At 72.7% G+C, this 23,770-nt stretch carries 22 protein-coding genes; 13 read left to right on the plus strand and 9 right to left on the minus strand.

The genetic code is table 11. The features are described from left to right. Nucleotides 1–135: 135 nt before the first annotated feature. Complete coding sequence (locus tag ACFY8U_RS34290) at nucleotides 136–1,101, minus strand: CBM35 domain-containing protein (RefSeq protein WP_389576061.1); 966 nt, start codon at nucleotides 1,099–1,101, stop codon at nucleotides 136–138. Nucleotides 1,102–1,207: 106 nt separating this feature from the next. Then, a complete protein-coding gene (gene cdgB, locus ACFY8U_RS34295; protein WP_361754076.1) occupies nucleotides 1,208–2,863 on the minus strand; it encodes a diguanylate cyclase CdgB in 1,656 nt (551 codons plus the stop codon). Nucleotides 2,864–3,204: 341 nt separating this feature from the next. Here cdgB and ACFY8U_RS34300 point away from each other — a divergent pair, with 341 nt between their 5' ends. Beyond that, nucleotides 3,205–3,768, plus strand: coding sequence for a flavin reductase family protein (locus ACFY8U_RS34300; RefSeq protein ID WP_389576144.1), 564 nt, complete (start codon nucleotides 3,205–3,207; stop codon nucleotides 3,766–3,768). A gap of 201 nt (nucleotides 3,769–3,969) precedes the next feature. On the opposite strand, the gene arfB is transcribed toward ACFY8U_RS34300, so the two are convergent. Further along, on the minus strand, nucleotides 3,970–4,407 hold the full coding sequence (gene arfB / locus ACFY8U_RS34305) for an alternative ribosome rescue aminoacyl-tRNA hydrolase ArfB (RefSeq protein WP_361437003.1): 438 nt from the start codon (nucleotides 4,405–4,407) through the stop codon (nucleotides 3,970–3,972). Between the two features lie 138 nt (nucleotides 4,408–4,545). On the opposite strand from arfB, the gene ACFY8U_RS34310 reads away from it, so the two are divergent. The 4 genes from ACFY8U_RS34310 to ACFY8U_RS34325 all read left to right on the plus strand — a co-directional run bounded on the left by ACFY8U_RS34310 (nucleotide 4,546) and on the right by ACFY8U_RS34325 (nucleotide 7,452). Continuing rightward, nucleotides 4,546–5,121: a TerD family protein gene (locus ACFY8U_RS34310; RefSeq protein ID WP_361437001.1), complete on the plus strand. Its 576-nt coding sequence runs from the start codon at nucleotides 4,546–4,548 to the stop codon at nucleotides 5,119–5,121. Nucleotides 5,122–5,279: 158 nt separating this feature from the next. Continuing rightward, the gene (locus ACFY8U_RS34315) at nucleotides 5,280–5,849 is read left to right on the plus strand and encodes a GNAT family N-acetyltransferase (RefSeq protein WP_389576062.1); all 570 of its coding nucleotides are present in this window, start codon (nucleotides 5,280–5,282) and stop codon (nucleotides 5,847–5,849) included. A gap of 42 nt (nucleotides 5,850–5,891) precedes the next feature. Further along, nucleotides 5,892–6,299 carry a YciI family protein gene (locus ACFY8U_RS34320; RefSeq protein ID WP_361598953.1) on the plus strand — a complete coding sequence of 136 codons (408 nt, stop codon included), beginning with the start codon at nucleotides 5,892–5,894 and terminating at the stop codon, nucleotides 6,297–6,299. 7 nt (nucleotides 6,300–6,306) lie between these two features. Further along, nucleotides 6,307–7,452, plus strand: coding sequence for an RNA polymerase sigma factor (locus ACFY8U_RS34325; RefSeq protein WP_389576063.1), 1,146 nt, complete (start codon nucleotides 6,307–6,309; stop codon nucleotides 7,450–7,452). 21 nt (nucleotides 7,453–7,473) lie between these two features. Here the strand turns inward: ACFY8U_RS34325 and ACFY8U_RS34330 are convergent, their stop codons facing one another. Further along, entirely contained in the window at nucleotides 7,474–8,880 is a 1,407-nt protein-coding gene (locus tag ACFY8U_RS34330; protein ID WP_389576064.1) for a M1 family metallopeptidase, read from the minus strand. Between the two features lie 217 nt (nucleotides 8,881–9,097). After that, complete coding sequence (locus ACFY8U_RS34335; RefSeq protein WP_361754480.1) at nucleotides 9,098–9,640, minus strand: heme-binding protein; 543 nt, start codon at nucleotides 9,638–9,640, stop codon at nucleotides 9,098–9,100. A 295-nt stretch (nucleotides 9,641–9,935) separates the two neighbouring features. Here ACFY8U_RS34335 and ACFY8U_RS34340 point away from each other — a divergent pair, with 295 nt between their 5' ends. The 4 genes from ACFY8U_RS34340 (at nucleotide 9,936) to ACFY8U_RS34355 (ending at nucleotide 14,348) form a co-directional block, all read left to right on the plus strand. Then, nucleotides 9,936–11,066 carry a sensor histidine kinase gene (locus tag ACFY8U_RS34340; RefSeq protein WP_389576145.1) on the plus strand — a complete coding sequence of 377 codons (1,131 nt, stop codon included), beginning with the start codon at nucleotides 9,936–9,938 and terminating at the stop codon, nucleotides 11,064–11,066. A gap of 286 nt (nucleotides 11,067–11,352) precedes the next feature. Continuing rightward, the gene (locus ACFY8U_RS34345; RefSeq protein WP_361754070.1) at nucleotides 11,353–11,979 is read left to right on the plus strand and encodes a response regulator transcription factor; all 627 of its coding nucleotides are present in this window, start codon (nucleotides 11,353–11,355) and stop codon (nucleotides 11,977–11,979) included. Between the two features lie 86 nt (nucleotides 11,980–12,065). After that, nucleotides 12,066–13,280: an FAD-dependent monooxygenase gene (locus tag ACFY8U_RS34350; RefSeq protein ID WP_389576065.1), complete on the plus strand. Its 1,215-nt coding sequence runs from the start codon at nucleotides 12,066–12,068 to the stop codon at nucleotides 13,278–13,280. Between the two features lie 567 nt (nucleotides 13,281–13,847). Beyond that, nucleotides 13,848–14,348, plus strand: coding sequence for a hypothetical protein (locus ACFY8U_RS34355; protein WP_389576066.1), 501 nt, complete (start codon nucleotides 13,848–13,850; stop codon nucleotides 14,346–14,348). Between the two features lie 54 nt (nucleotides 14,349–14,402). Here the strand turns inward: ACFY8U_RS34355 and ACFY8U_RS34360 are convergent, their stop codons facing one another. Beyond that, nucleotides 14,403–15,128 carry a pentapeptide repeat-containing protein gene (locus ACFY8U_RS34360; protein WP_389576067.1) on the minus strand — a complete coding sequence of 242 codons (726 nt, stop codon included), beginning with the start codon at nucleotides 15,126–15,128 and terminating at the stop codon, nucleotides 14,403–14,405. Nucleotides 15,129–15,225: 97 nt separating this feature from the next. Here ACFY8U_RS34360 and ACFY8U_RS34365 point away from each other — a divergent pair, with 97 nt between their 5' ends. Both ACFY8U_RS34365 and ACFY8U_RS34370 read left to right on the plus strand, forming a co-directional pair. Beyond that, a complete protein-coding gene (locus tag ACFY8U_RS34365; protein WP_389576068.1) occupies nucleotides 15,226–16,422 on the plus strand; it encodes an NAD(P)-binding protein in 1,197 nt (398 codons plus the stop codon). Between the two features lie 64 nt (nucleotides 16,423–16,486). Continuing rightward, nucleotides 16,487–17,485, plus strand: coding sequence for a zinc-binding dehydrogenase (locus ACFY8U_RS34370; RefSeq protein ID WP_389576069.1), 999 nt, complete (start codon nucleotides 16,487–16,489; stop codon nucleotides 17,483–17,485). Nucleotides 17,486–17,539: 54 nt separating this feature from the next. Here ACFY8U_RS34370 and ACFY8U_RS34375 read toward each other — a convergent pair whose 3' ends face one another. The 3 genes from ACFY8U_RS34375 to ACFY8U_RS34385 are packed head-to-tail and all read right to left on the minus strand — an operon-like array spanning nucleotide 17,540 to nucleotide 19,719. Beyond that, on the minus strand, nucleotides 17,540–18,061 hold the full coding sequence (locus ACFY8U_RS34375; protein ID WP_389576070.1) for a GNAT family N-acetyltransferase: 522 nt from the start codon (nucleotides 18,059–18,061) through the stop codon (nucleotides 17,540–17,542). Nucleotides 18,062–18,080: 19 nt separating this feature from the next. Further along, a complete protein-coding gene (locus ACFY8U_RS34380) occupies nucleotides 18,081–18,980 on the minus strand; it encodes an aminoglycoside phosphotransferase family protein (RefSeq protein WP_389576071.1) in 900 nt (299 codons plus the stop codon). Between the two features lie 55 nt (nucleotides 18,981–19,035). Next, a complete protein-coding gene (locus ACFY8U_RS34385; protein WP_389576072.1) occupies nucleotides 19,036–19,719 on the minus strand; it encodes a DsbA family protein in 684 nt (227 codons plus the stop codon). 128 nt (nucleotides 19,720–19,847) lie between these two features. On the opposite strand from ACFY8U_RS34385, the gene ACFY8U_RS34390 reads away from it, so the two are divergent. Both ACFY8U_RS34390 and ACFY8U_RS34395 read left to right on the plus strand, forming a co-directional pair. Then, a complete protein-coding gene (locus ACFY8U_RS34390; RefSeq protein ID WP_389576073.1) occupies nucleotides 19,848–21,248 on the plus strand; it encodes an NAD(P)/FAD-dependent oxidoreductase in 1,401 nt (466 codons plus the stop codon). Between the two features lie 209 nt (nucleotides 21,249–21,457). Next, a complete protein-coding gene (locus ACFY8U_RS34395) occupies nucleotides 21,458–23,746 on the plus strand; it encodes an FG-GAP repeat domain-containing protein (protein ID WP_389576074.1) in 2,289 nt (762 codons plus the stop codon). Nucleotides 23,747–23,770: the final 24 nt, after the last annotated feature.

Genomic DNA, 23,770 nt, shown 5'->3' on the forward strand with positions numbered 1-23,770 from the left:
CGGGCGGGCCCCCCCCCCCCCCCCCCCCCCCCCGGGGGGGGGGGGGGGGGGTGGGGGGGGGGGGGGGGGGGGGGGGGGCCCCCCCCCCCCCCGGCGCCGGGTGTCTGTATCAGGGTGCCCTGCGGGCCGACCGGATCAGAGGTTGCTGATCTTCACCCAGTCGAGGATCACGTCGCACTGGTTGCCGGGCTCGCAGGAGAGCTTGATCTCGTTCTTGCCCTTCTGGAGCGAGACCTGCGACCAGGTGGTCTGCCAGTTCTTCTCCAGGTTCGGGTCCGACGAACCGATGAAGTTCTTCAGGTTCATCGGCTTCGTGTTCGCCTTGCCGTTGACGGTCACGGTGGCGTTGGCGTCCTTGGCCGGGACCGCGTACCGCACTTCCATCTTGTACGTGCCGGCCTCGGGGACCTCGGTGTTCCAGGTCACGGACGCACCGACGGTGTTGAACCCGGTCACGTAGGTGCCGCCCACACCCTTCGCGCCCTTGATGGTCTTCTCCAGGTGCGCGCTGCCGCCGAGCTGGAGGACCGCCGCGTCCTGCTGCGGCAGCGCCGCCGGGGTCTCTTCGGCGCTGGGCTCGGTGCTCGGGCTCTCGGAGACCTCGGAGGAGCCGCCGGTCGGCTTGCCGCCCGCGGTACCGCCGTTGGTCTCCTCGCCGCCCTTGTTGGTCAGGATGGCCGCCGTGATACCGATCACGACGACCGCGACGACCGCGATCGCGCCGACCAGCAGGCCACGCGTGTTGGGGCCACGGCCCCCGCCGCCGCGCTGGTGCGGGATCGGCGACTGCCGGGTCTGCTGGCCGCCCGGGTAGGTCTCCGGCGCCGCGTACTGCGGGTGCGGCTGGCCGTACGCGGGCTGCTGCGGGACCTGCCCGGCGGGCGGGCCGTACTGCTGCTGGCCGCCGTACTGGCGCTCGCCGACCGTTCTGACCTGGTTGTACGAGGTTCGGGGGACACCCGGCTGCGCGGCCGGCCCGGGGTAGCCGTAGCCACCGCCCTGGCCCGGGGGCTGGGCACCCGCCGCCTGGCCGTCCGCATACAGGTAGCCGAACGGATCGTCGTTCTCGGGCGTGTTCGCGCCGTCGTTACCGGCAGCCATCCGGTCACTCCTATCCATGCTCGCCAGCCGTCGCCGACCGGCCGAGCCTACCCCGAACGGGGAAGCCGACGATCCGGTCCTTGACAGGCGAGCATGGAGCGGCCCTCTATCCGGCGCGGCGGTGGACCTTGGCGCGGGACCGCTTCTCGATGTACATCCGCTGGTCGGCGGAGTTCAGGACCTCTTCGACGGTCATGCCGCACTCGGCCCAGCCGATGCCGAAACTCGCCCCGACCCGGACCGCCCGCCCGTCGACCCGGATCGGCGGAATGATCGCGTTACGGAGCCGTACGGCGAGGTCCGCCGCGTCGGCGGCGCCGAGGCCGTCGGCGAGGACGACGAACTCGTCCCCGCCGAGACGGGCGACCGTGTCCCCGTCCCGTACTCCGGTGGTGAGCCGCCGGGCGACCTCGATGAGGACGGCGTCGCCGGTGTGGTGCCCGAACCGGTCGTTGATGGACTTGAAGCCGTCGAGGTCGCAGAAGAGGACGGCGAGCCCCTTCGTCCCGTCGTCGATGTCCCCGCCGGCGGGCGCGACGGAGTGCACATGGTGGTCGTACGGACCGCCTGCGCCGGGCCCCGCGTCGAAGCCGAAGCCGTGTTCGTGCCCGTACGGGGCGTCGTAGTCGGCCTCGGGGGTGGCGTGCGGGCGCTCGCAGATCCGGGCGCTGAGCCGGGAGCGCAGCTCGGCGCTGTTGGGCAGGCCGGTGAGCGCGTCGTGCGAGGCGCGGTGGGCGAGCTGGAGCTCGTGACGCTTGCGCTCCTCGATGTCCTCGACATGGGTGAGGAGGAAGCGGGGGCCGTCGGCGGTGTCGGCGACCACCGAGTTACGGAGCGAGACCCAGACGTACGTGCCGTCGCGGCGCCCGAGCCGCAGCTCGGCGCGTCCGCCCTCGGCGGAGGTACGCAGCAGGGTCCCTATGTCCTCGGGGTGGACGAGGTCGGCGAAGGAGTAGCGGCGCATCACGGAGGCGGGCCGGCCGAGGAGGCGGCACAGGGCGTCGTTGGTGCGCAGCAGCCGGCCGTGCTGGTCGCCGCCCATCTCGGCGATGGCCATGCCGGAGGGGGCGTACTCGAAGGCCTGGCGGAACGACTCTTCGCTGGCGCGCAGGGCCTGCTGCTCACGCTCCAGACGGACGAGGGCGCGCTGCATGTTTGCTCGCAGCCGGGCGTTGCTGATCGCAATCGCCGACTGGGAGGCGTACATCTGCAGGGCCTCCTGGCCCCAGGGGCCGGGGTGCCTGCCGTTGCGGGGCCGGTCGACGGAGATGACGCCGAGGAGCTCGCGGCCGGAGCCTGGGGGTCCTCCCGGGTGAGCGGAGCGAGCTCCGGGGGAGTACATGGGGGCGTAGAGGCGGTCGTGCGGATGCCACTCGTCCTCGAAGCGCGGCGCGGGTCCTTCGGTGTGCCACTGGGGGACGTCGTCCTCGATGAGGACCCAGCCCTCGGTGTGCGGTATGAACCGCAGGTCACCCCAGGCGACACCCATGGAAAGGCGGCGTTCCCAGGAGGCGCGGGAGCCGACACGGCCGGTGATCAGCGCTTCGGCCGCGGGACTGCCGGCGAAGGCGGCGACGACGAGATCTCCGTCGGGGCGTACGAGGTTGACGCAGGCCAGCTCATAGTTGAGGCCCGCGACGATGCCGTCGGCGACGGTCTGCAGGGTGTCCGCCAGACTGCGGGCTGTATTGAGGTCGGCCACGACCTGATGCAGCTGCCGCAGGGTCGCAAGACGGACGTACGGCTCCGACTCGGTCTCCATCGCTCGCTCTCCCCGAGACCTCGACAGCAACTCCAGGGTTCTCATCGGCTCTCGTACTGCACTGTCTCCGCCACTGAATCACAGCGAGCTGTGCACCCGGTACACAGGGTCAACAAATACTGCGCTCTGTGACTCAAGTCACAAGACGTGATGAAGGGTGTCAGGGGGTACCGGAAAGCACCCCCCGCCCTTCATGAACGCAAAGTGAACGCTGGGCAAGCTACCGGTGCGTCACGTGTCACCGTTCCGGGCCGTACGAGGTCCTAGGACCGGCGAGGGGCCCGGTCTGGTCCCGGGGCCCGATGTGTCGGCCCCCGGCGCGGAGCTAGCGTGCCGATGTGCTGACGACGACCCTCTCCTCGCCCCCCACCTCGGATCTGGCGATCCCTCATGCTGAGGGGGTGAGCAACGACGAGTTCCGGGCGGCGATGTCCCGCCTCGCGGCGGGCGTGGTCCTGGTGACGGCCCACGACCCGGATGACGGCCCGCGCGGCGAGGACGTCGGCATGACCGCGACCGCGTTCATGTCGGTCTCCCTGGACCCGCCCCTGGTCATGGTGAGCCTGCGCAACGGCTCCCGCATGGACGACCTGCTGACGGAGGTCCCGGTGTGGGCGGTCTCGGTACTCGCCGAGAACCAGCGCCACATCGCGGGCCGCTTCGCGATGAAGGGCCGCGTGAGCGACCGCCTCCTCTTCGCGGACGTCCCGTCCACCCGGGGCGAGGAGAGCGGCGCCCTTCTGGTGACCGGCGCGCTGGCGACGCTCGAATGCCGCACGGAGAACCGCGTGGTGGCGGGCGACCACACCCTGGTCGTGGCCCGCGTCCTGACGTCGGCGGTCCCGAGCGCGACACAGGACGCCCCGCTGACGTACTTCCGGGGCAAGTACCGGCACTTGGCATGACACGCTCCGTGCGGGCGCGGCGCGCGGCGGCTTGGGCGGGTGCCAGCGCGGGCGCGGGACGACTCGGGCGCGGGCGAGATTGAGCGGTGACGGCGGGCGGGTGACAGTACGCGCGCGGCGGCTCGGGCGCGGGACGACTCGGGCGCGGGACGACTCGGGCGCGGGACGACTCGGGCGCGGGACAGCGCGGGCGGGTGCCCGTCAGCCCCAGTCGCGGCCCTGACGGCCGCGCTTCGTCTCCGAGCGCTGCTTCTTCACCCGTAGCCGGCGCTCGTTGATCCCGCGTGGGATCTTCGTCGCCCGGCGCGGCTTCGGCGGTGGGGCCGTCGCCTCCGCGAGGAGCGCGGCGAGACGCACCGCCGCCGTCTCGCGGTTGCGCCACTGCGAGCGGTGCTCCGACGCGCGGACGGTCACCACCCCGCCGACCATCCGCGAGGCCAGCCGTTCGAGGGCGCGCGCCTTCCAGACCTCGGGCAGCGCCTCCGTCGACGCCAGGTCGAAGCGGAGTTCCACCTGCGAGTCACTGGTGTTGACGTGCTGCCCGCCCGGCCCCGACGACCGCGAGAAACGCCACATGAGCTCGGCCTCGGGCAGCGAGACGGAGCCGCGGATCAGATAGGGACCGGACATGTCATCCATGTTCCCCGGACGGGCTCCCGCACGTCATCCTGTTTTCGCACCGCGTCGACACCGGTCCTGGACCGTGGAACCGGCGGGGCACCGTCCGCGTTATCCCGTGTGACGACATCACGAAGGTCACGAAGAAAGGCACATCCCATGGCTGTAAGCCTGTCCAAGGGCGGCAATGTCTCCCTGACCAAGGAGGCTCCGGGCCTGACCGCCGTCACCGTGGGCCTCGGCTGGGACGTCCGCACGACCACCGGCACGGACTTCGACCTCGACGCCTCGGCCATCGGCGTCGACGCCGCCGGCAAGGTCGCCTCCGACGCGCACTTCGTCTTCTTCAACAACAAGTCCACGCCGGACCAGACCATCGTCCACACCGGTGACAACCGCACCGGCGAGGGCGGCGGCGACGACGAGCAGATCAACGTGAACCTCGCCGCGCTGCCCCCGAACGTGGACAAGATCGTCTTCCCGGTCTCCATCTACGACGCGGTCAACCGCTCGCAGAACTTCGGCCAGGTCCGGAACGCGTACATCCGCATCATCAACCAGGCCGGCGGCGCCGAGATCGCCCGCTACGACCTCTCCGAGGACGCCGCCGTCGAGACCGCGATGGTCTTCGGCGAGCTGTACCGCAACGGCCAGGAGTGGAAGTTCCGCGCGGTCGGCCAGGGTTACGCCTCGGGCCTGGAGGGCATCGCCCGCGACTTCGGCGTCAACCTCTGACGGACACACGTACCCGCGTACACGCGTACGCACGTACCCGCGTACGCACGTACGTGACGCAGGGACCGGGCGTACGGCCACGGACCTGACGTGACGTGACGTCGGACCACTGGAGAGCCCCGGCGCGGCCCGCGCGCCGGGGCTCTACCCTTGCCCGCGTGATCGTCGAACCGCTCACCCCGGCCGAGCCCCACGCCCTCCCCGGCCCCCTGCTCACCGAACTCACCGCGCTGTACGCCTCCAACCGCGCGTTCCACGAACTCACCGGCGACTTCCCCGACCCCGACGACATCCGCCCGGAACAGGTCGCCGCCACCCTCGCCGACGAGCTCGCGCAGCCCGGCACCGAGGTCCTGCTCGCCCGCTCCGAGGGCCGGCTCGTCGGCATCGCCGTCACGCTCGCCCACCACCCCGACCCGGCCGACCCCGACCCCTGGCTCGGCCTGCTGATGATCGACGCCGGCACCCGGCGCGCCGGTCACGGCCGCCGGCTCGCCACCGCAGTCGAGGACCGCTTCCGCGCCGCGGGCCGTACGGGACTCAGGCTCGCGGTCCTGGAGAACAACCCGGACGCCCTCGCCTTCTGGACCGCCCTCGGTTACGAGGAGACCGCGCGCCGACCGGACCGCGCCCACGCCCGGCCCTGCGTCGTCCTGCGCAAAGAACTCGCGCCAAGAAACTTCCGCGGGGATGTCGAGAACCCGGAAGCGGCTCCGTCCCAGGGGTGAACGCGACCACAATGGATCGCATCAGCACCGAGGAGAACCACCATGGCCAAGTACCTGCTTCTCAAGCACTACCGCGGCGCCCCGGTTCCGGCGGACTTCATCCCCATGGACCGGTGGACGCCCGAGGAGATCTCGGCCCACGTGCAGTACATGCGGGACTTCGCGGACCGGCTGGAGAAGTCCGGCGAGTACGTCGGCGGCGAGGCGCTCGCTCCCGAAGGAGCGTGGGTGCGGTACGACGGTGAGGGGCGCCCGCCGGTCACCGACGGCCCGTTCGCCGAGACGAAGGACCTGATCGCCGGCTGGATGGTGATCGACGTCGACAGCTACGACCGCGCCGTCGAACTGGCCGGAGAGCTGTCGGCCGCCCCCGGGGCCGGCGGGAAGCCGATCCACGAGTGGCTGGAGCTGCGCCCGTTCCTCGCCGCGCCCCCCACCATCACGGAGTGACCCACTGATGGACGAGGCACAGCTCAGGAGCCTCACCCCGAGCGTCCTCGGGATCCTCGTCCGCCGCGGAGCCGACTTCGCGGCGGCCGAGGACGCCGTACAGGACGCTCTGGTCGAGGCGGTGCGCGTCTGGCCCGCCTCCCCGCCCCGCGATCCGAAGGGCTGGCTGGTCACGGCGGCCTGGCGCAAGTTCCTCGACGCGACCCGGGCGGACGCCGCCCGGCGCCGCCGTGAGGACCGCGTCGACGAGGAACCGGCGCCCGGCCCCGCCCCCGCGGTGGACGACACACTCCAGCTGTACTTCCTCTGCGCCCACCCGTCGCTCACGCCCTCGTCCGCCGTCGCGCTCACCCTGCGCGCCGTCGGCGGGCTGACCACCCGCCAGATCGCCCACGCGTACCTGGTGCCCGAGGCGACGATGGCCCAACGCATCAGCCGGGCCAAGCGAACCGTCTCCGACGTCCGGTTCGACCAGCCCGGCGACGTCGCCACCGTGCTGCGCGTCCTCTATCTCGTCTTCAACGAGGGCTACTCCGGCGACATCGACCTCGCGGCCGAGGCCATCCGCCTCACCCGGCAGCTCGCGGCCGTGATCGACCACCCCGAGGTGGCGGGGCTGCTCGCCCTGATGCTGCTCCACCACGCCCGGCGCGCCTCCCGGACCGCGCCGGACGGCAGCCTGGTCCCGCTCGCCGAGCAGGACCGCGGCCGGTGGGACACCGGGGCGATCGCCGAGGGCGTCCGGATCCTGCAGGCGGCCCTCGCCCGCGACCGGCTCGGCGAGTTCCAGGCCCAGGCCGCCGTCGCGGCACTCCACGCCGACGCGCCCACCGCCGAGGAGACGGACTGGGTGCAGATCGTCGAGTGGTACGACGAGCTCGGGCGGCTGACCGACAGTCCGGTCGTCCGGCTCAACCGCGCGGTGGCGGTCGGCGAGGCCGACGGACCACGCGCAGGGCTCGCGGCGCTCGCCGCGCTGGACGAATCCCTGCCCCGGTACGCGGCGGTGGCGGCGTACCTCCACGAACGCGACGGCGACCCGGCGACGGCGGCACGGCTGTACGCGGAGGCGGCCCGAAAGGCCCCCAACCTCGCCGAACGGGACTACCTGACGCGCCAGGCCGCCCGGCTCAACGCCGACGGGCCACGCTGACAGCCTCCCTCGCGCCTGGACCTACGGCGCGGGCGGCCTCCCCTTCCCGTACAGCCACACATCCCACACGTCGTCGAGATCCTCACCCGCCACGTCCTCCACATAGGCGGTGAAGTCCGCGGTGGAGGCGGTGCCGTGACGGTGGGTCGCGGGCCAGCCCGCCAGGATCTCGTAGAACGTCTCGTCGCCGACCGCCTGCCGGATCTTGTGCACGACCATCGCGCCCCGCTGGTACACGGGCGGGTCGAAGAGGTTCTCCGCCGCGGGCGGCTCAGCCGGCGGGAAGGCCCAGTTGGCGTCCACGGCGAACGCCGACTCGAAGCTGCGCTGCGCCGGGGTGTCCTCGAAGTCCTCCGCGTACAGCCACTCCGCGTACACCGCGAAGCCCTCGCTCAGCCAGATGTCCTGCCAGGTCGCGGGCGTGACCGAGTTGCCGTACCACTGGTGCGCCAGCTCGTGGGCGAGGATCTCCGGCGTGAACGCGTCCTGCGGGAAGACGGGCCGGGTCTGGGTCTCCAGGGCGTAGCCCGCGTCCCCGGTCCGCTCGACGATCGCGCCGGTGGCGGAGAACGGGTACGGGCCGAAGTTCTCCTCCTGCCAGGCGAGGACTTCGGGGATACGGTCCAGCAGCGGTGCGCTCTTCGCGGCGACGGTCGGGTCCACGGCGGTCAGCACGGGCAGCCCGGACGGGGTCGCCGAGGCCTTCGTCACGTACCGGCCCACGCCCACGGTCGCGAGATAGCTGGCCATCGGCTCGGCGACACGCCAGACGGACGTGGTCCGGCCGTTCGCGGTCCGCTCCGAGGTCCGTACGCCGTTGGTGATCGCCTGCGTCCCTGTGGGGACGGTGAGCGTGATGTCGTACGTCGCCTTGTCGGAGGGGTGGTGGTTGCCGGGGAACCAGGCTATGGAGCCTGCGGGCTGACCGAGCGCGAGCGCCCCGTCCGCGGTCCGCAGCCAGCCCTCCTTCGAACCGTCCGCGTCCGTGATCGTCCGGGGCACGCCGGCGTACGTGACCTTCGCGCGGAAGACGTCGCCCTTGTCGATGTCGTCGCGGGGCCGGAGCGTCAGCTCGTTCCCGGCCCGGTTGACAGCGGCCGGGACGTCGTCGACGGATGCCGAGGCGACGGTGAGACCGGCGAGGTCGAGGTTGAAGGCGCTGAGGTCCTGCGTGGCGCGGGCCGTGATCATGGCCGTGGCGTCGAGCCGGCCGGCCTTGGGCTCGTAGCGGAGGTCGAGCGCGTAGTGGGTGACGTCGTAGCCGCCGTTGCCGAGCTTGGGGAAGTACGGGTCGCGCAGCCCGGCCGCGCCGGGGGTGCCGCGCACCCCGCCGACGTCGACGCCGCCGTCCGCGCTCGCGGTGCAGCCGCCGAGGACGAGCAGCGCGGCGACGGCTGCTGCCAGGCCGGCTCGGCTCCGTATGTCCACCAGTCGATCTTAGGCAGGGGTAGGGCCTCGGTGCCGCCCGACGGGGTTCGGGGGCGGGCGCGCCCGTACGGGACACGCCGTACGGGACACGGCGGGCGGGGCACGGCGGGCGGGGCGGGCGGGACACGGCGGGCCGGGAGCGCGTTCGGTGCCGCCCGGCGGGGTCCGGGCGGCACCGATCCGATCTCCTACGGGCCGCTCGCGCGGCCGCTCAGGGTTACTTCGCGAGAGCCGCGGCGCCCGCCTGCGCGAACTTCTCGTCGAGGTCGCCGCTCGGCGCACCGGCGACACCGATGCCGGCGATCGGCGCGCCCTTGGCGGTCACCGGGACGCCGCCGCCGAGGAACAGGGTGCCGGGGATGTCCTTCAGGTTCGGGGCCTGGGCGAGACGGCCCGCGAGCACGGAGGTCGGCGCGTTCCAGGAGACCGCCGTGAACGCCTTGCGCTCGGCCGACTCGTAGGACTGCGGGCCGGCGCCGTCGCCACGCAGGGTCACGATGGTGTTGCCGTTGCGGTCCACGACGGCGACCGTGACGCGCTGGTTCTCGTCCTCGGCGGCCTCCAGGGTGGCCTGCGCGGCCTTGGTGGCGGCCTCGATCGTCAGGTGCGTGGTCTGCTGGAGGTTCTGGTTGGACGCGTCGGCCTTGGCGGCGACGGCGGGCGCGGCGGCCGGGGCGGAGGCGTTCGCGGAGACGGCGCCGAACGTACCGGCGGCGGCGATGGCGACGGTGGCGGCACCGAAAACGATCTTCTTCTTCATGGCGGGCTCCTTGAGGCTGGGGCGGTGGTCGAGTCGAGGCGAGGCGGGTCGTTCGTTCGCTCTGCCATCGATCCTCCGGCCGGATCCGGGCCTGTACGGTCCACGGACCGGATGCCGCCGTCGCGCATGATGGACGACGGGGGTGTCAGCCGATCGGTTGATGCCCCTCTGGTCCTCCTGGGCCAGTATGGATACGTATCCCCAGGTCAGAAGGCCCCTCCCCCCGGTCAGAGGAGTACGTGTGACGGCGCAGGACCCGGACGAGGACCCGGACTCGCGCTGGCTCGCGCGAGTCATGCACCTCGCCTTCTTCCTCCTCCTCGGCGCGTCCCTGGCCCGCTTCCTGCTGCGGCACCCGTGGGAGGACCGCAGCCCCTGGATCGTCGCCCTCTCCGGTGCGCTGGCCGCGCTGTACCTCCTCGGCCCCGTGCTCGGCACGCGCCCCACCCCGCGCCGGATCGCCTGGCTGGTCACGGTCGTCGCCGTCTGGATGCTCCTGGTGGTCCTCGCGCCGAGCTTCGCCTGGTGCGCGGTGCCGCTCTTCTACACCGGCATGCGCACCCTGCCGCCACGGGCCGCCCTCGTCCTCGTCACCCTCCTCACCGTCTTCGTCGTCACCGCGCAGGTCCAGCTCTCCGACGACGGCTTCGACCCCAACCTCGTCGTCGCCCCGCCGGCCGTCGCCGCCATCGCCACCGCCGTCTTCGTCCACGCGCAGCGGCAGGCGGACCGGCAGCGGGCGCTGATCGACGATCTGATCCGCACCCGTCGCGAGCTGGCCGCGATCGAGCGGCGCGAGGGGACCCTCGCCGAGCGCCAGCGGCTGTCGATGGAGATCCACGACACCCTGGCGCAGGGCCTGTCCAGCCAGCAGATGCTGCTCCAGGCGGCCGAACGGACCTGGGACAGCGATCCGTCGACCGCGCGCCGCCATGTCCGTACCGCCGAGTCCATCGCCGAACGCAACCTCGCCGAGGCCCGCCGCTTCGTCCACGACCTGGCCCCAGCCGACCTCGCCGAGGGCGGCGGCCTGGAGGAGGCGCTGCGGATGCTGGCCGGACGGGAGTCGACTGCGTTCCGGGTCGACGGGGCGCCGGTCCCGCTGCCGGAGCGTGCCCAGTCGGCGCTGCTGCGCATCGCGCAGGGCGCCCTCGCCAACGTCCGCGAGCATGCGGGCGCCACCTCGGCCGCGCTGACCCTGACCTACCTCGACGACCAGGTGGTCCTCGACATCGCCGACGACGGGCGCGGCTTCGACCCTGCCGCGGCGCGCGACGGCGGGGGCGTGCGGGGCCACGGCCTGCCCGCGATGCGGGCGCGCGTACGCCAGCTCGGCGGCACGCTGACGGTGGAGTCCACCCCGGGCGAGGGCACGGTGCTCTCGGCCGCGATCCCGTTGCGCACGAACGCGGAGACGGGCCGATGAAGGCGCACGCGGCGGACGGGGGCCAGAAGCCGCGAGGCCACCGCATCACTTCCCCGTCCGCCCCCAAGCACCGAGGCCGCCGCATCACGTCCCCGTCCGCCCCCGAGCACCGAGGCCGGCCCGTCACGGCCCCGTCGGCCCCGGAACACCCAGGCCGCCCCGTCCCCGCCCCGTCGGCCCAGGAACACCGAGGCCGCCCCATCACCGCCCTGTCGGCACTGTCGGCCCCGTCGGCCCCGGAACACCGAGGCCGCCCCATGACGGCACACGAACCTGGAGGTCGGCCGTGACCGTACGGATCCTGCTCTGCGACGACCACGCCGTCGTCCGCGCCGGGCTGCTCGCGCTGCTCGGCAGCGCCGACGACATCGAGGTCGTCGGCGAAGCGGGCAGCGGCGAGGAGGCGGTCGCGATGGCCGCCAAGCTGCGCCCGGACGTCGTCCTGATGGACCTCCAGCTCGGGCCCGGTATCGACGGCGTCGAGGCGACCCGCCGGATCGCGGGTTCGACGACCGGCGTGCACGTCCTGGTCCTCACGACGTACGACACCGACGCCGACATCACCCGCGCCATCGAGGCGGGCGCGACCGGATATCTGCTGAAGGCCGAGCGCCCGGAGGAGCTGTTCGCCGCGATCCACTCCGCCGCCCAGGGCCGGACGACACTCTCCCCGCCGGTCGCCAGCCGCGTCATGGACCGGATGCGCGGCGCTGCCGGGCCCACCCTCACGGACCGCGAGCGGGACATCCTCGGCCAGCTCGCACAGGGCCTCGGCAACCGTGAGATCGCCCGCGCGCTCTTCATCAGCGAGGCGACCGTGAAGACCCACCTCGGCCGGATCTACGCGAAGCTCGGCGTCGACACCCGCGCGGGTGCCGTCGCCGTGGCGAAGGAGCAGCGTCTGCTCCCTTGACGCCCCGGACCCCCCGGACACTGCTACTCTGCGTTGCCTTTCTATCGCAGAGTGTCAGTTCGTCTCGTCTCGTTGTGGGAGCGCACGTGAAGATCGCCTGCGTCGGCGGTGGGCCCGCCGGCCTGTACTTCTCGATCCTGATGAAGCGGCAGGACCCCTCCCACGAGGTCACCGTCTACGAACGGAACCCGGCCGGCTCCACGTACGGCTGGGGCGTGACCTACTGGGCCGGGCTCCTGGACAAGCTGCGGGCGGGCGACCCGGAGTCGGCGCGGGCCGTCGACGAGGCCTCGGTCCGCTGGACCGACGGTGTCGCCATCGTCCGCGACGAGCGGACCGTCCACCGGGGCGACGAGGGCTTCGGCATCGGCCGGCGCCGGATGCTCGCCCTCCTCGCCGCACGGGCGGAGGAGCTGGGCGTACGCGTCGAGTTCGAGCACGGGATCTCCGGGCCCGACGCCCCGGAACTGGCGGACGCCGACCTCGTCGTCGCGGCCGACGGAGTCAACAGCGCGCTGCGCGAGGCGTACGCGGGCCACTTCGGCGCTGAGGTCACCACCGGCCGCAACCCGTACATCTGGCTCGGTACGACGAAGGTCTTCGACTCCTTCAGCTTCGCCTTCAAGGAGACCGAGCATGGCTGGATCTGGTGTTACGCCTACGGGTTCAGCGGCGAGCAGTCCACGTGCGTCGTGGAGTGCGCGCCGGAGACGTGGAAAGGGCTGGGGCTCGACACGAGGAGCGAGTCCGACAGCCTGAACCTCCTGGAGAAGCTGTTCCACGACCTCCTCGACGGGCAGCCGCTGATCGGCCGCGGCCAGGACGACGGCGCGGCGCAGTGGCTGAACTTCCGCACGCTGACCAACCGCGTCTGGCACCGCGGCAACCTGGTCCTGCTCGGCGACGCCGCCCACACCACGCACTACTCGATCGGCGCCGGCACCACGCTGGCCCTGGAGGACGCCCTCGCCCTCGCGGACGCCCTGCGCGGCGGCGGGGACCTGGACGGGGCGCTGACCCGGTACGGCGCCCGGCGGCGCGCCGAACTGCTCTCGGCGCAGAGCGCGGCTCGCTACAGCGCGCGGTGGTACGAGAACCTGCCGCGCTACATGCGGCTCCCCCCGGCCCAGATGTTCGCCCTCCTCGGCCAGCGCCACTCGCCCCTGCTGCCGCACATCCCGCCGCAGCTCTACTACCGCCTGGACCGCGCGGCAGACGGCCTGCAACCCCTACGCCACCTGAAGCGCTGGCTGGGCCCAAGGCTCGCCCGCACCCTGCACGCCACCAGGTCACGAGGCTGAGGCCCGCGGAGCCCGCCGGACCGGCGGAGCCGACGACGATCCGCCCCCGCGCCCGCCCCACCCGAGCGGCGCGGGGCTGCGCCACCTAGCGCGGGCACGGACCTCGCCCGCCAGGGCCGACGACGGGCCGGACGAAGCAACACGCGCCCGTCGTCCGTCCCCGCGCCCGCCCGGCGCCCCGGCCGACCCGAGCAGCGCGGGCTGCGCCGCCCAGCCCGCTTCGGTGAACCCGCCAGGGCCACAGGCCGGGCCACCAGGGTCACGTCGGCCCCGGCGCGTTCCCCGATGCCCCCGCCCAGGCGTCGTCGTCACCGGAGCGGTGCGGGTGGCGTCGCCGCCTCGCATAGGGCTGTCCCGCCCCGCCCCGCGCCGCCTCGCGTAGGGCCGCCCCCACCGGGACCGGGGGACGCCCCGGGCCGGGCGGCGCCCCCGCGTCTCGCCGACCCGCCCCCCACCGGGACCGGGGGACGCCCCGCCCTCCACCTGCCCGCCCCCCACCGGCCCGCCGCCCGAGCCGTCGTCCCCGCCGGTAAGGGTGGGGTCGGCGCGCGTGGGAGCATCGTCTTCGTGCTCGACATCGGCTACTCCCTCTCCCGTCGCTTCCCCGACCCCCCGCAGACCGACTACCGCCGCGTGGACGTCCACGCGCTGCGCCACGACCTGTTCTGCGGGGACGTCTACCTCGCCGACCCCAAGGTCGACCGCGAGGTGTCCACAGCCTGGGGATGGGTGCCGGTGCTCGACTTCGCCTGGGCGCTCTGCGACATCGTCGAGCAGCTGGACCGCGACCCCCGCGGCAGCCGCTCCTCGCAGCCCCAGTACGCCGAACTCGACTTCACCGAGTCCACGGACCGGATGCTCTTCGAGCGCCGCTTCGGCTGGGTCGACGTGGAGGCCGACTGGATGCCGGGCGACGAGCCCCCACTCACCTTCAACCACGGCGAACTACGCCGCGAGGCCCGCGACTTCCTGCACGACCTGGTCGCCGACCTCACCGACATGCACGAGGGCCTCGGCGACAACCCCGTGATCTGGGACCTCCAGGCCCGCTTCCCCCGAGTCCCGTAACGCGCGGCCGGCCGCCTGGTCCCGTACCCCCTCGTCCCCCCAAAAAGGCGTCCCTCAGTCCTCCACCCGCACCCCCAACTGCGCCGCGAACACCGGCGCCAGGTCCAGCAGCTGCGTCGTGCTGATCACCGCGCCCGACAACGCGTCGACCCCCCGCGCGATCTCCAGACGCTCCACCGTCCGCAGGTCCACGTCCTTCATCCGGGCCCCGCTGAAGTCCGCCCCCTTCAGCACGCACCCCCGGAACTCCACCCGTTCGAGCACCGCGGCCCCGAAATCGGGCTCGGCGAGGACGCACTCCTCGAAGACGACGTCCTTCAGCTTCGCCGTCCGCAGATTCGGGAAGTCGATCTTCCCTCCCCTCACGAGCACCCGCTCGAGCACCGCCCCGTGCAGCTGCGTCCCTCCGAGCCGCGCGTCCACGATCTCCACGTCCCGCAGCGACGCTTCCGCCAGATCCGTACCGACCCCCCGCACGCCGCTCAGTACGGAGTCGAGGATCCGCGCTCTGCTCAGCCGCGTCTCGTCCACCGCGCAGTCCCGCACCGCGCACTCCAGGAACCGCGCCCCGGACGCGCTCTGCCCGGAGAGGTCACGCCCCTCGAACGCGACCCCGTCGTAGTCCCCGTCCGGCTCCAGCCCTCCCCCTTCGTACGCCTCCAACGGCGGCAGCCGCACCTCCGGACGCCGCGCCGCCGCGATCTTCCTCCTGCCCGTCGACCTGCTCCCTCCCCCACTCGACCTGCCGTTCGCCCCGCCGCTCACCCTGCCCGTCACCATGCCCCCATCGTGACGTACGCCACTGACAACGCCCCGATGTCACATCCGCGCCCCCTTCGCCCGTCCCCCTCGTACCAGCGACACGAGGGAGCAAGCGATGCACCTGGACAACACGCCCCGCACCGGCGCCCGGACCCACATCACCGTCGTCGGCGGCGGGTTCGCCGGACTCACCGCGGCCATCACCGCCGCCGAGGCGGGAGCCGCGGTCACCCTCCACGAGGCCCACCAGACCCTCGGCGGCCGCGCCCGCACCGCCGACGGGCCGTACCGCACCAACGAAGGGCCGCACGCGCTCTACCGCAAGGGCCCCCACTGGACCTGGCTCGCGCAGCGCGGCCTCATCGGCCCCCTCGCGCAGGTCCCGCCCCTCGAAGCGGCCCGCTTCCGCTTCCACCTCGCCGGCGCGCTGCGCCGCATCCCACCGCTCGGCTTCCTGCGCCACTCGCTCCGCACCGCCGAGCAGGCCCCCGTCGACACCGACTTCCTCAGCTGGGCCACCCGGGTCGCCGGCCCCGACGCGGCCCGGCAGGCCGCCGCGTTCAGCGCGGTCGCCCTCTTCCACCACGACCCGGGCGCACTCTCGGCCCGCTTCGTCCAGGAGCGACTGCACCGGTCCACCACGCTGCCGCCCGAGGCGCAGTACCTCCGGGGCGGCTGGGGGCGGCTCGTCGAGCGGATGGCCGCGTACGCCCGCGAGGCGGGCGTACGGATCGAGACCTCGTCCCGGCTCGATGCGCTGCCGGTCGCCGACGGCCCGGTCGTCGTCGCCACCTCCCTCGCGGCCGCCGCCCGTCTCCTCGGCGACCCGACCCTCAGCGGAGAGAGCGGCCGCACGGTCCTGTTCGACCTGGCGCTGCGGAGCCGCAAGGGCGACCCGTTCATCGTCTCGGACCTGGACGCGCCCGGCTGGATCGAGCGCTTCACCGCGCAGGACCCCTCCCTCGCCCCGGCCGGCGAGCAGCTGATCCAGGCCCAGCTGCCCATCGCCCCGGGCGAGTCCAAGGCCGACGGCGTCGCCCACGCCGAACGCCTCCTGGACCTCGGGTTCCCGGGCTGGCGCGAGCGTACGGTCTGGCGCCGCGAGGCCGTCTCCGGCGGCCGTACGGGAGCGGTCGACCGGCCCGGTACGACCTGGCGCGACCGGCCGGCGATCGCCCGGGGCGACGACGTGTACGTGGTGGGCGACCAGGTGGCGGCGCCGGGCGTGCTGTCGGAGGTGTCGTTCACGAGCGCGGTGGAGGCGGTGTCGCTGGCGCTCAGGACGAGGACGCTTGACCTCAAGTCCACTTGAGGTTGAAAGCTGTGGGTCGTCACCACGTACGGCCCACACCGACCGACTCTTCGGGGAGCCCACCATGCACGCGATCCGTCTCCACGCCTTCGGCCCGGCCGAGAACCTCACGTACGAAGAAGTCGAGGACCCGGCTCCCGGCCCCGGACAGGTGCGGATCGCGGTCACCGCGGCCGGTGTCCACCTCCTCGACACGGCCCTGCGCCTCGGCGCGACCGGCCCCTTCCCCGCCCCCGCCGAGCTGCCCACGATTCCCGGCCGCGAGGTCGCAGGCACCGTCGACGCGCTCGGCGAGGGCACGGACCCGTCCTGGCTCGGCAAGCGCGTCGTCGCCCACCTGGGCATGGCCCCCGGCGGCTACGCCGAACTCGCCGTCGTGGACGCCGGCCGCCTGCACGCCCTGGCGGACCACCTCGGCGAGGCGGAGGCCGTCGCGATGATCGGCACGGGCCGCACCACGCTCGGCATCCTCCAGTTCACCGAACTCGGCCCGGACTCGATCGCCGTCGTCCCGGCCGCGGCCGGCGGCATCGGCACGCTCCTCGTCCAGTACGCGAAGAACGCCGGCGCCACCGTCATCGGCCTCGCGGGCGGCCCGGAGAAGGTCGCCCTCGTCAAGGAGAACGGGGCGGACCTGGCGGTCGACTACAAGCTCCCCGACTGGCCGGACCAGGTCCGCGCCTTCCTGGGCAGCAGGACCGCCACGGTCGTCTTCGACTCCGTCGGCGGCGCCACCGGCCTCGCGGCCGTCGACCTCCTCGGCAAGGGCGGCCGGCACGTGGTCTTCGGCTGGTCCGGCGCGGGCCTCCACGACGGCGAACCCCTCACCTTCACCGACGAGGAACTCGCGGCCCGGGGCATCACCTCGGAGTCCGTCCTCGGCCCCGTCATGCTCCAGAAGGCGGGCGGCGACGTCCGCAACCTCGAACTCGCCTCCCTCGCCGCCGCCACCGCCGGCACCCTCCGCCCGGCGGTCCACCGTTTCCCCCTCGCGGAGGCGGCATCGGCCCACCGCGCCCTGGAGACCCGGGGCACGATCGGCAAGGTGGTCCTGATCCCGTAGCCCCGGCCCCGGCCCCGGGAAGCGACATCCCGTAGCCCTAGGAAGCGACCTACGTCAGCGGGCCCCCGCCCCGCTGACGTCCCCGCTGACGTCCCCGCTCCTCCCGCCCGTCCCGAGCCCCCGCAGGGCGTCGTCCGTCAGCCGGTACACCGTCCACTCGTCCTGCGGACGCGCGCCCAGCGACTCGTAGAAGTCGATCGACGGCGTGTTCCAGTTCAGGACCGACCACTCCAGGCGCTCGTACCCCCGCTCCACGCAGATCCGCGCCAGCTCCGCCAGCAGCGCCTTCCCGTGTCCGCCGCCACGGCTCGACGGGCGGACGTACAGGTCCTCCAGGTAGATGCCGTGGACACCGCGCCAGGTCGAGAAGTTCAGGAACCACAGCGCGAAGCCCACCGGCTCGCCCTCGTCGGACTCCGCGATGTGCGCGAAGGCCGCCGGACGCGGGCCGAAGAGCGCCTCATGGAGCTGCCCGGGAGTCGCGCGGACCTCGTCCAGCGACTTCTCGTACTCCGCGAGCTCACGGATCATGGCGTGGATCACAGGGACATCGGCGGGTGTGGCGACACGAATCATGCGCCCAGCCTGCACCCCGTCAGCGGCCTCGGGCCAACAGCGTCCGCGCGATGGACACGTGGTGCGGATCGAGCGCCGCCTCCCCGTCCCGTACGTCCCACAGCCCGTTCTGCAGCACCCGGCCCAGCGTCCACGCCAGCGCCCGCCCCCGGTCAAGACCCAGCCGTTCCGTCAGCAGATCGAACCGCCACAGCGTCCCCGCCGCCGGATCCGCCTCCCACAGGTTCGTCAGCGCCGGAAGCAGATCGAACCCCGGGTCCCCCACCAGCGGCTTCGGATCGATCGCCAGCCACGGCTCACGCTCCGCCGCCAGGACGTTGTCGTAGTGCAGATCCCAGTGCAGCAACCGGTCCCCCGGCTCCCCCATCACCTCCCGCACCGCCGCCGCACAGTCCCACAGCAACGCGGCGTCCTCCGCCCCCAGCCGCACCGCCGCACCCGGGGTCTCCGCCACCATCCGCGCCGCGATGTCCCCCAGCCCCCGCATCCCCTCCGGCGCGGGCACCGCCACCAGCCGGCTCAGCAGATCCGCGAGGATCCGCACCGCCTCGCGCGCGTCGTCCAGCGCCGAGAGATGCCGGCCCTCGTCCAGCCGCTCCAGCAACAGCGTGCCGGTCCCCGGGTCCTCCGCGAGCAGCCGTACCGCGCCCGAGCCGTCCCACACCCGGAGCGCCGTCGCCTCCCCCGCACTCTCCTCGTCGAGCAACCGCATCTTCAGCGCCGCCCGCACACCGTCCGCGCCGCGCGTCACCGGCAGCACCAGCGACGCCATCCCGTACATCGAAGGCCCCGTCACCCGCAGCCCCCACCGGTCCAGGAACTCCCGCGCCCGCCCCGGCAACGCCGCCACGAACGCCCGTCCCGCCTCCCCGTTGAACCTCGCCTGCGACGCCACCAGTTCCGCCGGAATCCCGATCACACGCCGACGCTATCCCTCCGACCGCACCCCGCAGGAGACGGCCGCCGACGGCCCCTCACACACCCGGCACACCCGACACACCCGCGTCCCGCAGCACCCGTGCAAAAGCGGCCTCGTCGTACAGCGCACCGCCCACACCCACCTCCCGCCCGTCGAGCAGCACCGTCGGCGTCCCGCCCACCCCCGACTCCTCGAAGACCCGCTCGGCCGACGCCACCCAGTCCCGGTACGACTCCTCCCGTACCGCCCGGTCGAACTCCGCGCCCCGCAACCCCTCCACCCCGTCCGCCACCCGCAACGGGTCCTCCGCCCCACCGCTCGCGAGCACCGCCGCCTGGAACTCCGCGAACCTCCCCGCCTCCACCGACGCCCGCAGCGCGTTCGCCGACCGCGCCGAAGCCGTCCCGCCACTGCGCGCGTCCAGGAACGACGCGACGACATACGAGATCCGCACCTTCCCCGCGGCCGCCGCCTCCGCGAGCGCCACGCCCCCGCTCTCCTCGAACTTGGCGCAGTAGCTGCACCGCGGGTCCAGGAACACCGTCGCCGTGTGCGGAGCCGCCGCGTCGCCGACGACGATCCTCGGACCCTCGACCACCGTCGTGAGCCCGGCCGCGGCGGTCGAGAACGACGCCGGCGACGAAGCCACGGACGACGCCGAACACCCCGCCGCCCCGAGCCCCACCACCCCCGCCGCCGCCAGCGCCACGACAGCACGAACACTCCTGCGTACGGGCATGAAAAGGTCCTTTCGGAACGACGAAATCCGCACCATCGAACCTAGGCCGGACCCCCACCCCGCCCACCCCGCCGAAAGACCCCGATCCAGGGGTCCAAGGCCCCCGGCCATCCAGTACCCTCCCGCCCATGGTCAGCAGGAGCAGCACGGTCAACGGCGGCATCTCGTTCTGGTACGCGCAGGAAGGCACCCCCGCCCCGCGCGAGCCCCTGCCCGGGGACGCCACGGCGGACGTCTGCATCGTCGGCGGCGGCTACACCGGACTCTGGACGGCGTACTACCTCAAGAAGGCCGTCCCCTTCCTCAACATCACCGTCCTCGAAGCCAAGTTCTGCGGCTACGGAGCCTCCGGCCGCAACGGCGGCTGGCTGTACAACGGCATCGCCGGCCGCGACCGCTACGCCAAGCTCCACGGCCACGACGCCGCCGTCCGCCTCCAGCACGCCATGAACGACACCGTCACCGAGATCGTCGAGGTCTGCGCCGCCGAGGACATCGACGCCGACATCCACCGCGGCGGCGTCCTGGAGATCGCGCACTCCCCCGCCCAGCTCGCCCGCCTCAAGGCCTTCCACGCCGTCGAGATCGCCTTCGGCGAGAAGGAGCGCGAGCTCTACGGCGCCCGCGAGACCGCCGACCGCATCCGCGTCACCGGCGCCGTCGGCTCCTCCTGGACCCCCCACGGCGCCCGCCTCCACCCGGTGAAACTGGTCAAGGGCCTGGCCGACGCGGTCGAAGCGCTGGGCGTCACGATCCACGAGTCGACCCCGGTCACCGAGATCAAGCCGAAGCACGCGATCACCCCGTACGGCACCGTCCGCGCGCCCTACGTCCTGCGCTGCACCGAAGGCTTCACCGCCTCCCTCACCGGCCAGCGCCGCACCTGGCTCCCCATGAACTCGTCCATGATCGCCACCGAGCCCCTCACCGACGCCCAATGGGACGCCATCGGCTGGGAGGGCCGGGAAACCCTCGGCGACATGGCGCACGCCTACATGTACGCCCAGCGCACCGCCGACGGCCGCATCGCCCTCGGCGGCCGGGGCGTCCCCTACCGCTACGGCTCGAAGACGGACAACGACGGCCGCACCCAGCCCCAGACGGTCGAGGCCCTGCACGACATCCTCGTCGGCTTCTTCCCGAGCCTCGCCGGCATCGGCATCGACCACGCCTGGTCCGGCGTCCTCGGCGTCCCCCGCGACTGGTGCGCCACCGTCACCCTCGACCGCTCCACCGGCCTGGGCTGGGCCGGCGGCTACGTCGGCTCGGGCGTCGCCACCGCCAACCTCGCGGCCCGCACCCTGCGCGACCTCATCCAGCAGGACTCCGGCCAGTCGGGCCCCACCGACCTCACCGCGCTCCCGTGGGTCAACCACAAGGTCCGCAAGTGGGAACCGGAACCCCTGCGCTGGCTCGGCGTCCAGGCGATGTACGCGGCCTACCGCACGGCGGACCGCCAGGAAATCACCGGCCACGGCGCGGAGACGTCCCGCATCGCCACGATCGCCGACAAACTCTCGGGCCGCTGACCCACAACGCCCCCCACCAGCCCGAAGGCCCCAGGTCCCCCGGACCTCGATCGGCTGCTCGACCCGCGCCGCCCTTCCGTACCGGGCCTTCGGCAACTCGGTTATTTCTGTGCGGACTTCACACGCGTACAACCCTCCGGTTCGAACGGGAGTCTCATGAACGGCGCTAGCAGGATCACGCGTCGATCCGATTTCCATTGGAGGAACCTTTGATCTCCGCAAGCACACCCCGTCGGGGCGTCTCCGCCGCGATCACCACCGTCCTCGCTGTCACGCTCGGTGCGGGCGCCCTGTCCGTCCCGGCCACCGCCGCCCCGATGCCCGCCGCCGTGACGGCAGAGGCGGGGACGGAGACGGCTCCCGTCCCGTACCCGACGAACGCGTTCTCGTTCAGCGCGGCCGGAAAGACCGGATTCCTGACCCAGGGGCGGGAACAGCCGACCTCGGCTCCGGTCTTCAAGTGGACCCGCTTCGCGGACGGTTCGAGCACCGTCATCGACGCCCCGGTGGCCGACGCCACCGGATCCGACGTGATCATGACCGGGCAGGGTACGACCCCCAGCCGTTCCCTGGTCGTGAAGCTCCGCGACATGGCCGACGGCGGCAGGACCGTCACGATCGACCTCCGCCCGCTGAACGGCACCTACGTGAAGGCCGTTTCCAAGGACACGGTCCTTGCGCAGGTGGCGAAGGACGACGAATCCGCGGAGCTGCACCTCGTCACCCGCACCGGCGACACCGTCACGCAACGGAAGGTCGAAGGCATCCCGACCGGGGCCTCGAACATCACCTCCAGCCCTGCGCGTGACGGCTCGGTCCTCGTCCGCTACACCCTGAGGAACGCGACGTCCCCCGCGACGTGGCGGCACGAGTACGCCGTGGTGGACCTCGCCGCCGCCAAGGTGGCATCCACCCACGAGACCGAGGCCTACTACACCAGCGGGAGCTCGCTCTCCGCCACGCACCTGGTCTGGGCGGAGGAAGGGGGCAAGGTCTACACCGTGGACCGTGCCACCGGCGTCGAGACCGTGACCGACTTCGGTCTCTGGGAGGGCGAGGCCATGGCCGTCGGCCTGCTGGGCTCGTGGCAGATGCACGGGACCCCGGGGCTCCTGGGGGGAGACGGCACGGGCGACACGCGACCGCTGGTGCCCTTCACGGCGAAGTCCCTGACCTCGGGCGAGACGGTCAAGCTCGTCGACTACGTCCAGTCGGTCCAGCCCGGCCCGGACAACACGCTGTTCGTGCGCGGTGGCACCGTTCAGCACGGCGACGGGCTCTACCGGATCTCCCTCGGCGCGGACGGCAAGCCGGCCGCCGAGCTGGTCGCCTCCAACGGGAAGCCGGTGCAGCTCCTCCACCTCGGTACGCAGATCCCGCACACCTTCGACATGGCCGGCCATGCGCCCCTCAAGTGGAAGCTGTCCCGGGAGAACGCCGATGTCGACCTGAAGATCACCCACCGGGCGACCGGCAAGTCGTTCTCCAAGACGCTGCACCTCTACAGCGAGTCCGCCGGCAGCCCCAACTACTACGGTGACGGGGTCTTCGGCATCCAGTGGTCGGAGATCGCGGCCGAGTCCCAGATGGGCAAGGACGCCGAGGTCGGGACGTACGACTGGTCGTTCACGGCCCGCCCGCAGAACGGCGTCGGCCCCGCCGTGGAGGCCTCCGGCAGCTTCACCGCCGCCAAGAACATCCCCTCCCCGCACGACCTCGACGGGGACGGCAGCCCCGACCTGCTCGCCCGTGATGCCCAGGGCGTGCTGTCGCTGGCCCGCACCACGTACGACACCACCAAGAAGACCCTCGTCGCGAAGTACTCGCCCGGCGAGATCGGCCGCGGCTGGTCGATCTACGACCGGATCGAGACCGTCGGCGGCATCGGCGGCGGCTCCGCCGACTTCGTCGCCCGGGACAAGAGCGGCGTCCTCTGGCTGTACGACGTGACCGGCAACGGCTACGGGGCGTCGTTCGCGGCCCGGAAGTCCATAGGCGGCGGCTGGAACACGTACACCCAGATCACCGGCGGCAGCGACCTGAACGGCGACGGCCGCCTCGACCTCGTCGCCACCGACAAGGCCGGTGCGCTGTGGCTCTACAAGAACACCGGCGACGTCAGCGTCCCCTTCGCCAAGCGTCAGAAGATCGGCAACAGCGGCTGGGGGACGTACAACCAGATCACGGCAACCGGCAACATCGGCGGTGCGGCGGCCGGTGACCTCGTCGCCCGCGACAGGAACGGCGTGCTCTGGCTCTACCTCGGCAAGGGCGACGGCACGTTCGCGGCACGCAAGCAGATCGGCGGCGGCTGGAACGCGTACACCGACACCATCGGCATCGGCGACGCCAACAACGACGGCCGCCCCGACCTGTACGCGTACGGCCCGGGCAACACCGGCTACTTCTACGCCGGAACCGGCGACTACCGGAAGCCCTTCGCCGGCCGGATCTCCAGCCCGGTGCTGACCGGAGGCCCGTACAACCACGTCTCCTGACCCACCACAGGGCCGGGCGGGACC

The sequence above is a fragment of the Streptomyces sp. NPDC012508 genome (genome assembly GCF_042902595.1).
Taxonomy (GTDB): Bacteria; Actinomycetota; Actinomycetes; order Streptomycetales; family Streptomycetaceae; genus Streptomyces.

What these genes read in the sequence shown, in the direction of transcription:
- ACFY8U_RS34335 (WP_361754480.1), bottom strand. Translation starts at nt 9,640, where the DNA reads ATGAAGAAGAAGATCGTTTTCGGTGCCGCCACCGTCGCCATCGCCGCC.
- ACFY8U_RS34325 (WP_389576063.1), top strand. Translation starts at nt 6,307, where the DNA reads ATGGACGAGGCACAGCTCAGGAGCCTCACCCCGAGCGTCCTCGGGATC.
- ACFY8U_RS34360 (WP_389576067.1), bottom strand. Translation starts at nt 15,128, where the DNA reads ATGGTGACGGGCAGGGTGAGCGGCGGGGCGAACGGCAGGTCGAGTGGG.
- ACFY8U_RS34370 (WP_389576069.1), top strand. Translation starts at nt 16,487, where the DNA reads ATGCACGCGATCCGTCTCCACGCCTTCGGCCCGGCCGAGAACCTCACG.
- ACFY8U_RS34375 (WP_389576070.1), bottom strand. Translation starts at nt 18,061, where the DNA reads ATGATTCGTGTCGCCACACCCGCCGATGTCCCTGTGATCCACGCCATG.
- ACFY8U_RS34385 (WP_389576072.1), bottom strand. Translation starts at nt 19,719, where the DNA reads ATGCCCGTACGCAGGAGTGTTCGTGCTGTCGTGGCGCTGGCGGCGGCG.
- ACFY8U_RS34320 (WP_361598953.1), top strand. Translation starts at nt 5,892, where the DNA reads ATGGCCAAGTACCTGCTTCTCAAGCACTACCGCGGCGCCCCGGTTCCG.
- ACFY8U_RS34390 (WP_389576073.1), top strand. Translation starts at nt 19,848, where the DNA reads ATGGTCAGCAGGAGCAGCACGGTCAACGGCGGCATCTCGTTCTGGTAC.
- ACFY8U_RS34290 (WP_389576061.1), bottom strand. Translation starts at nt 1,101, where the DNA reads ATGGCTGCCGGTAACGACGGCGCGAACACGCCCGAGAACGACGATCCG.
- ACFY8U_RS34310 (WP_361437001.1), top strand. Translation starts at nt 4,546, where the DNA reads ATGGCTGTAAGCCTGTCCAAGGGCGGCAATGTCTCCCTGACCAAGGAG.
- ACFY8U_RS34365 (WP_389576068.1), top strand. Translation starts at nt 15,226, where the DNA reads ATGCACCTGGACAACACGCCCCGCACCGGCGCCCGGACCCACATCACC.
- ACFY8U_RS34340 (WP_389576145.1), top strand. Translation starts at nt 9,936, where the DNA reads ATGCACCTCGCCTTCTTCCTCCTCCTCGGCGCGTCCCTGGCCCGCTTC.
- arfB (WP_361437003.1), bottom strand. Translation starts at nt 4,407, where the DNA reads ATGGATGACATGTCCGGTCCCTATCTGATCCGCGGCTCCGTCTCGCTG.
- cdgB (WP_361754076.1), bottom strand. Translation starts at nt 2,863, where the DNA reads ATGGAGACCGAGTCGGAGCCGTACGTCCGTCTTGCGACCCTGCGGCAG.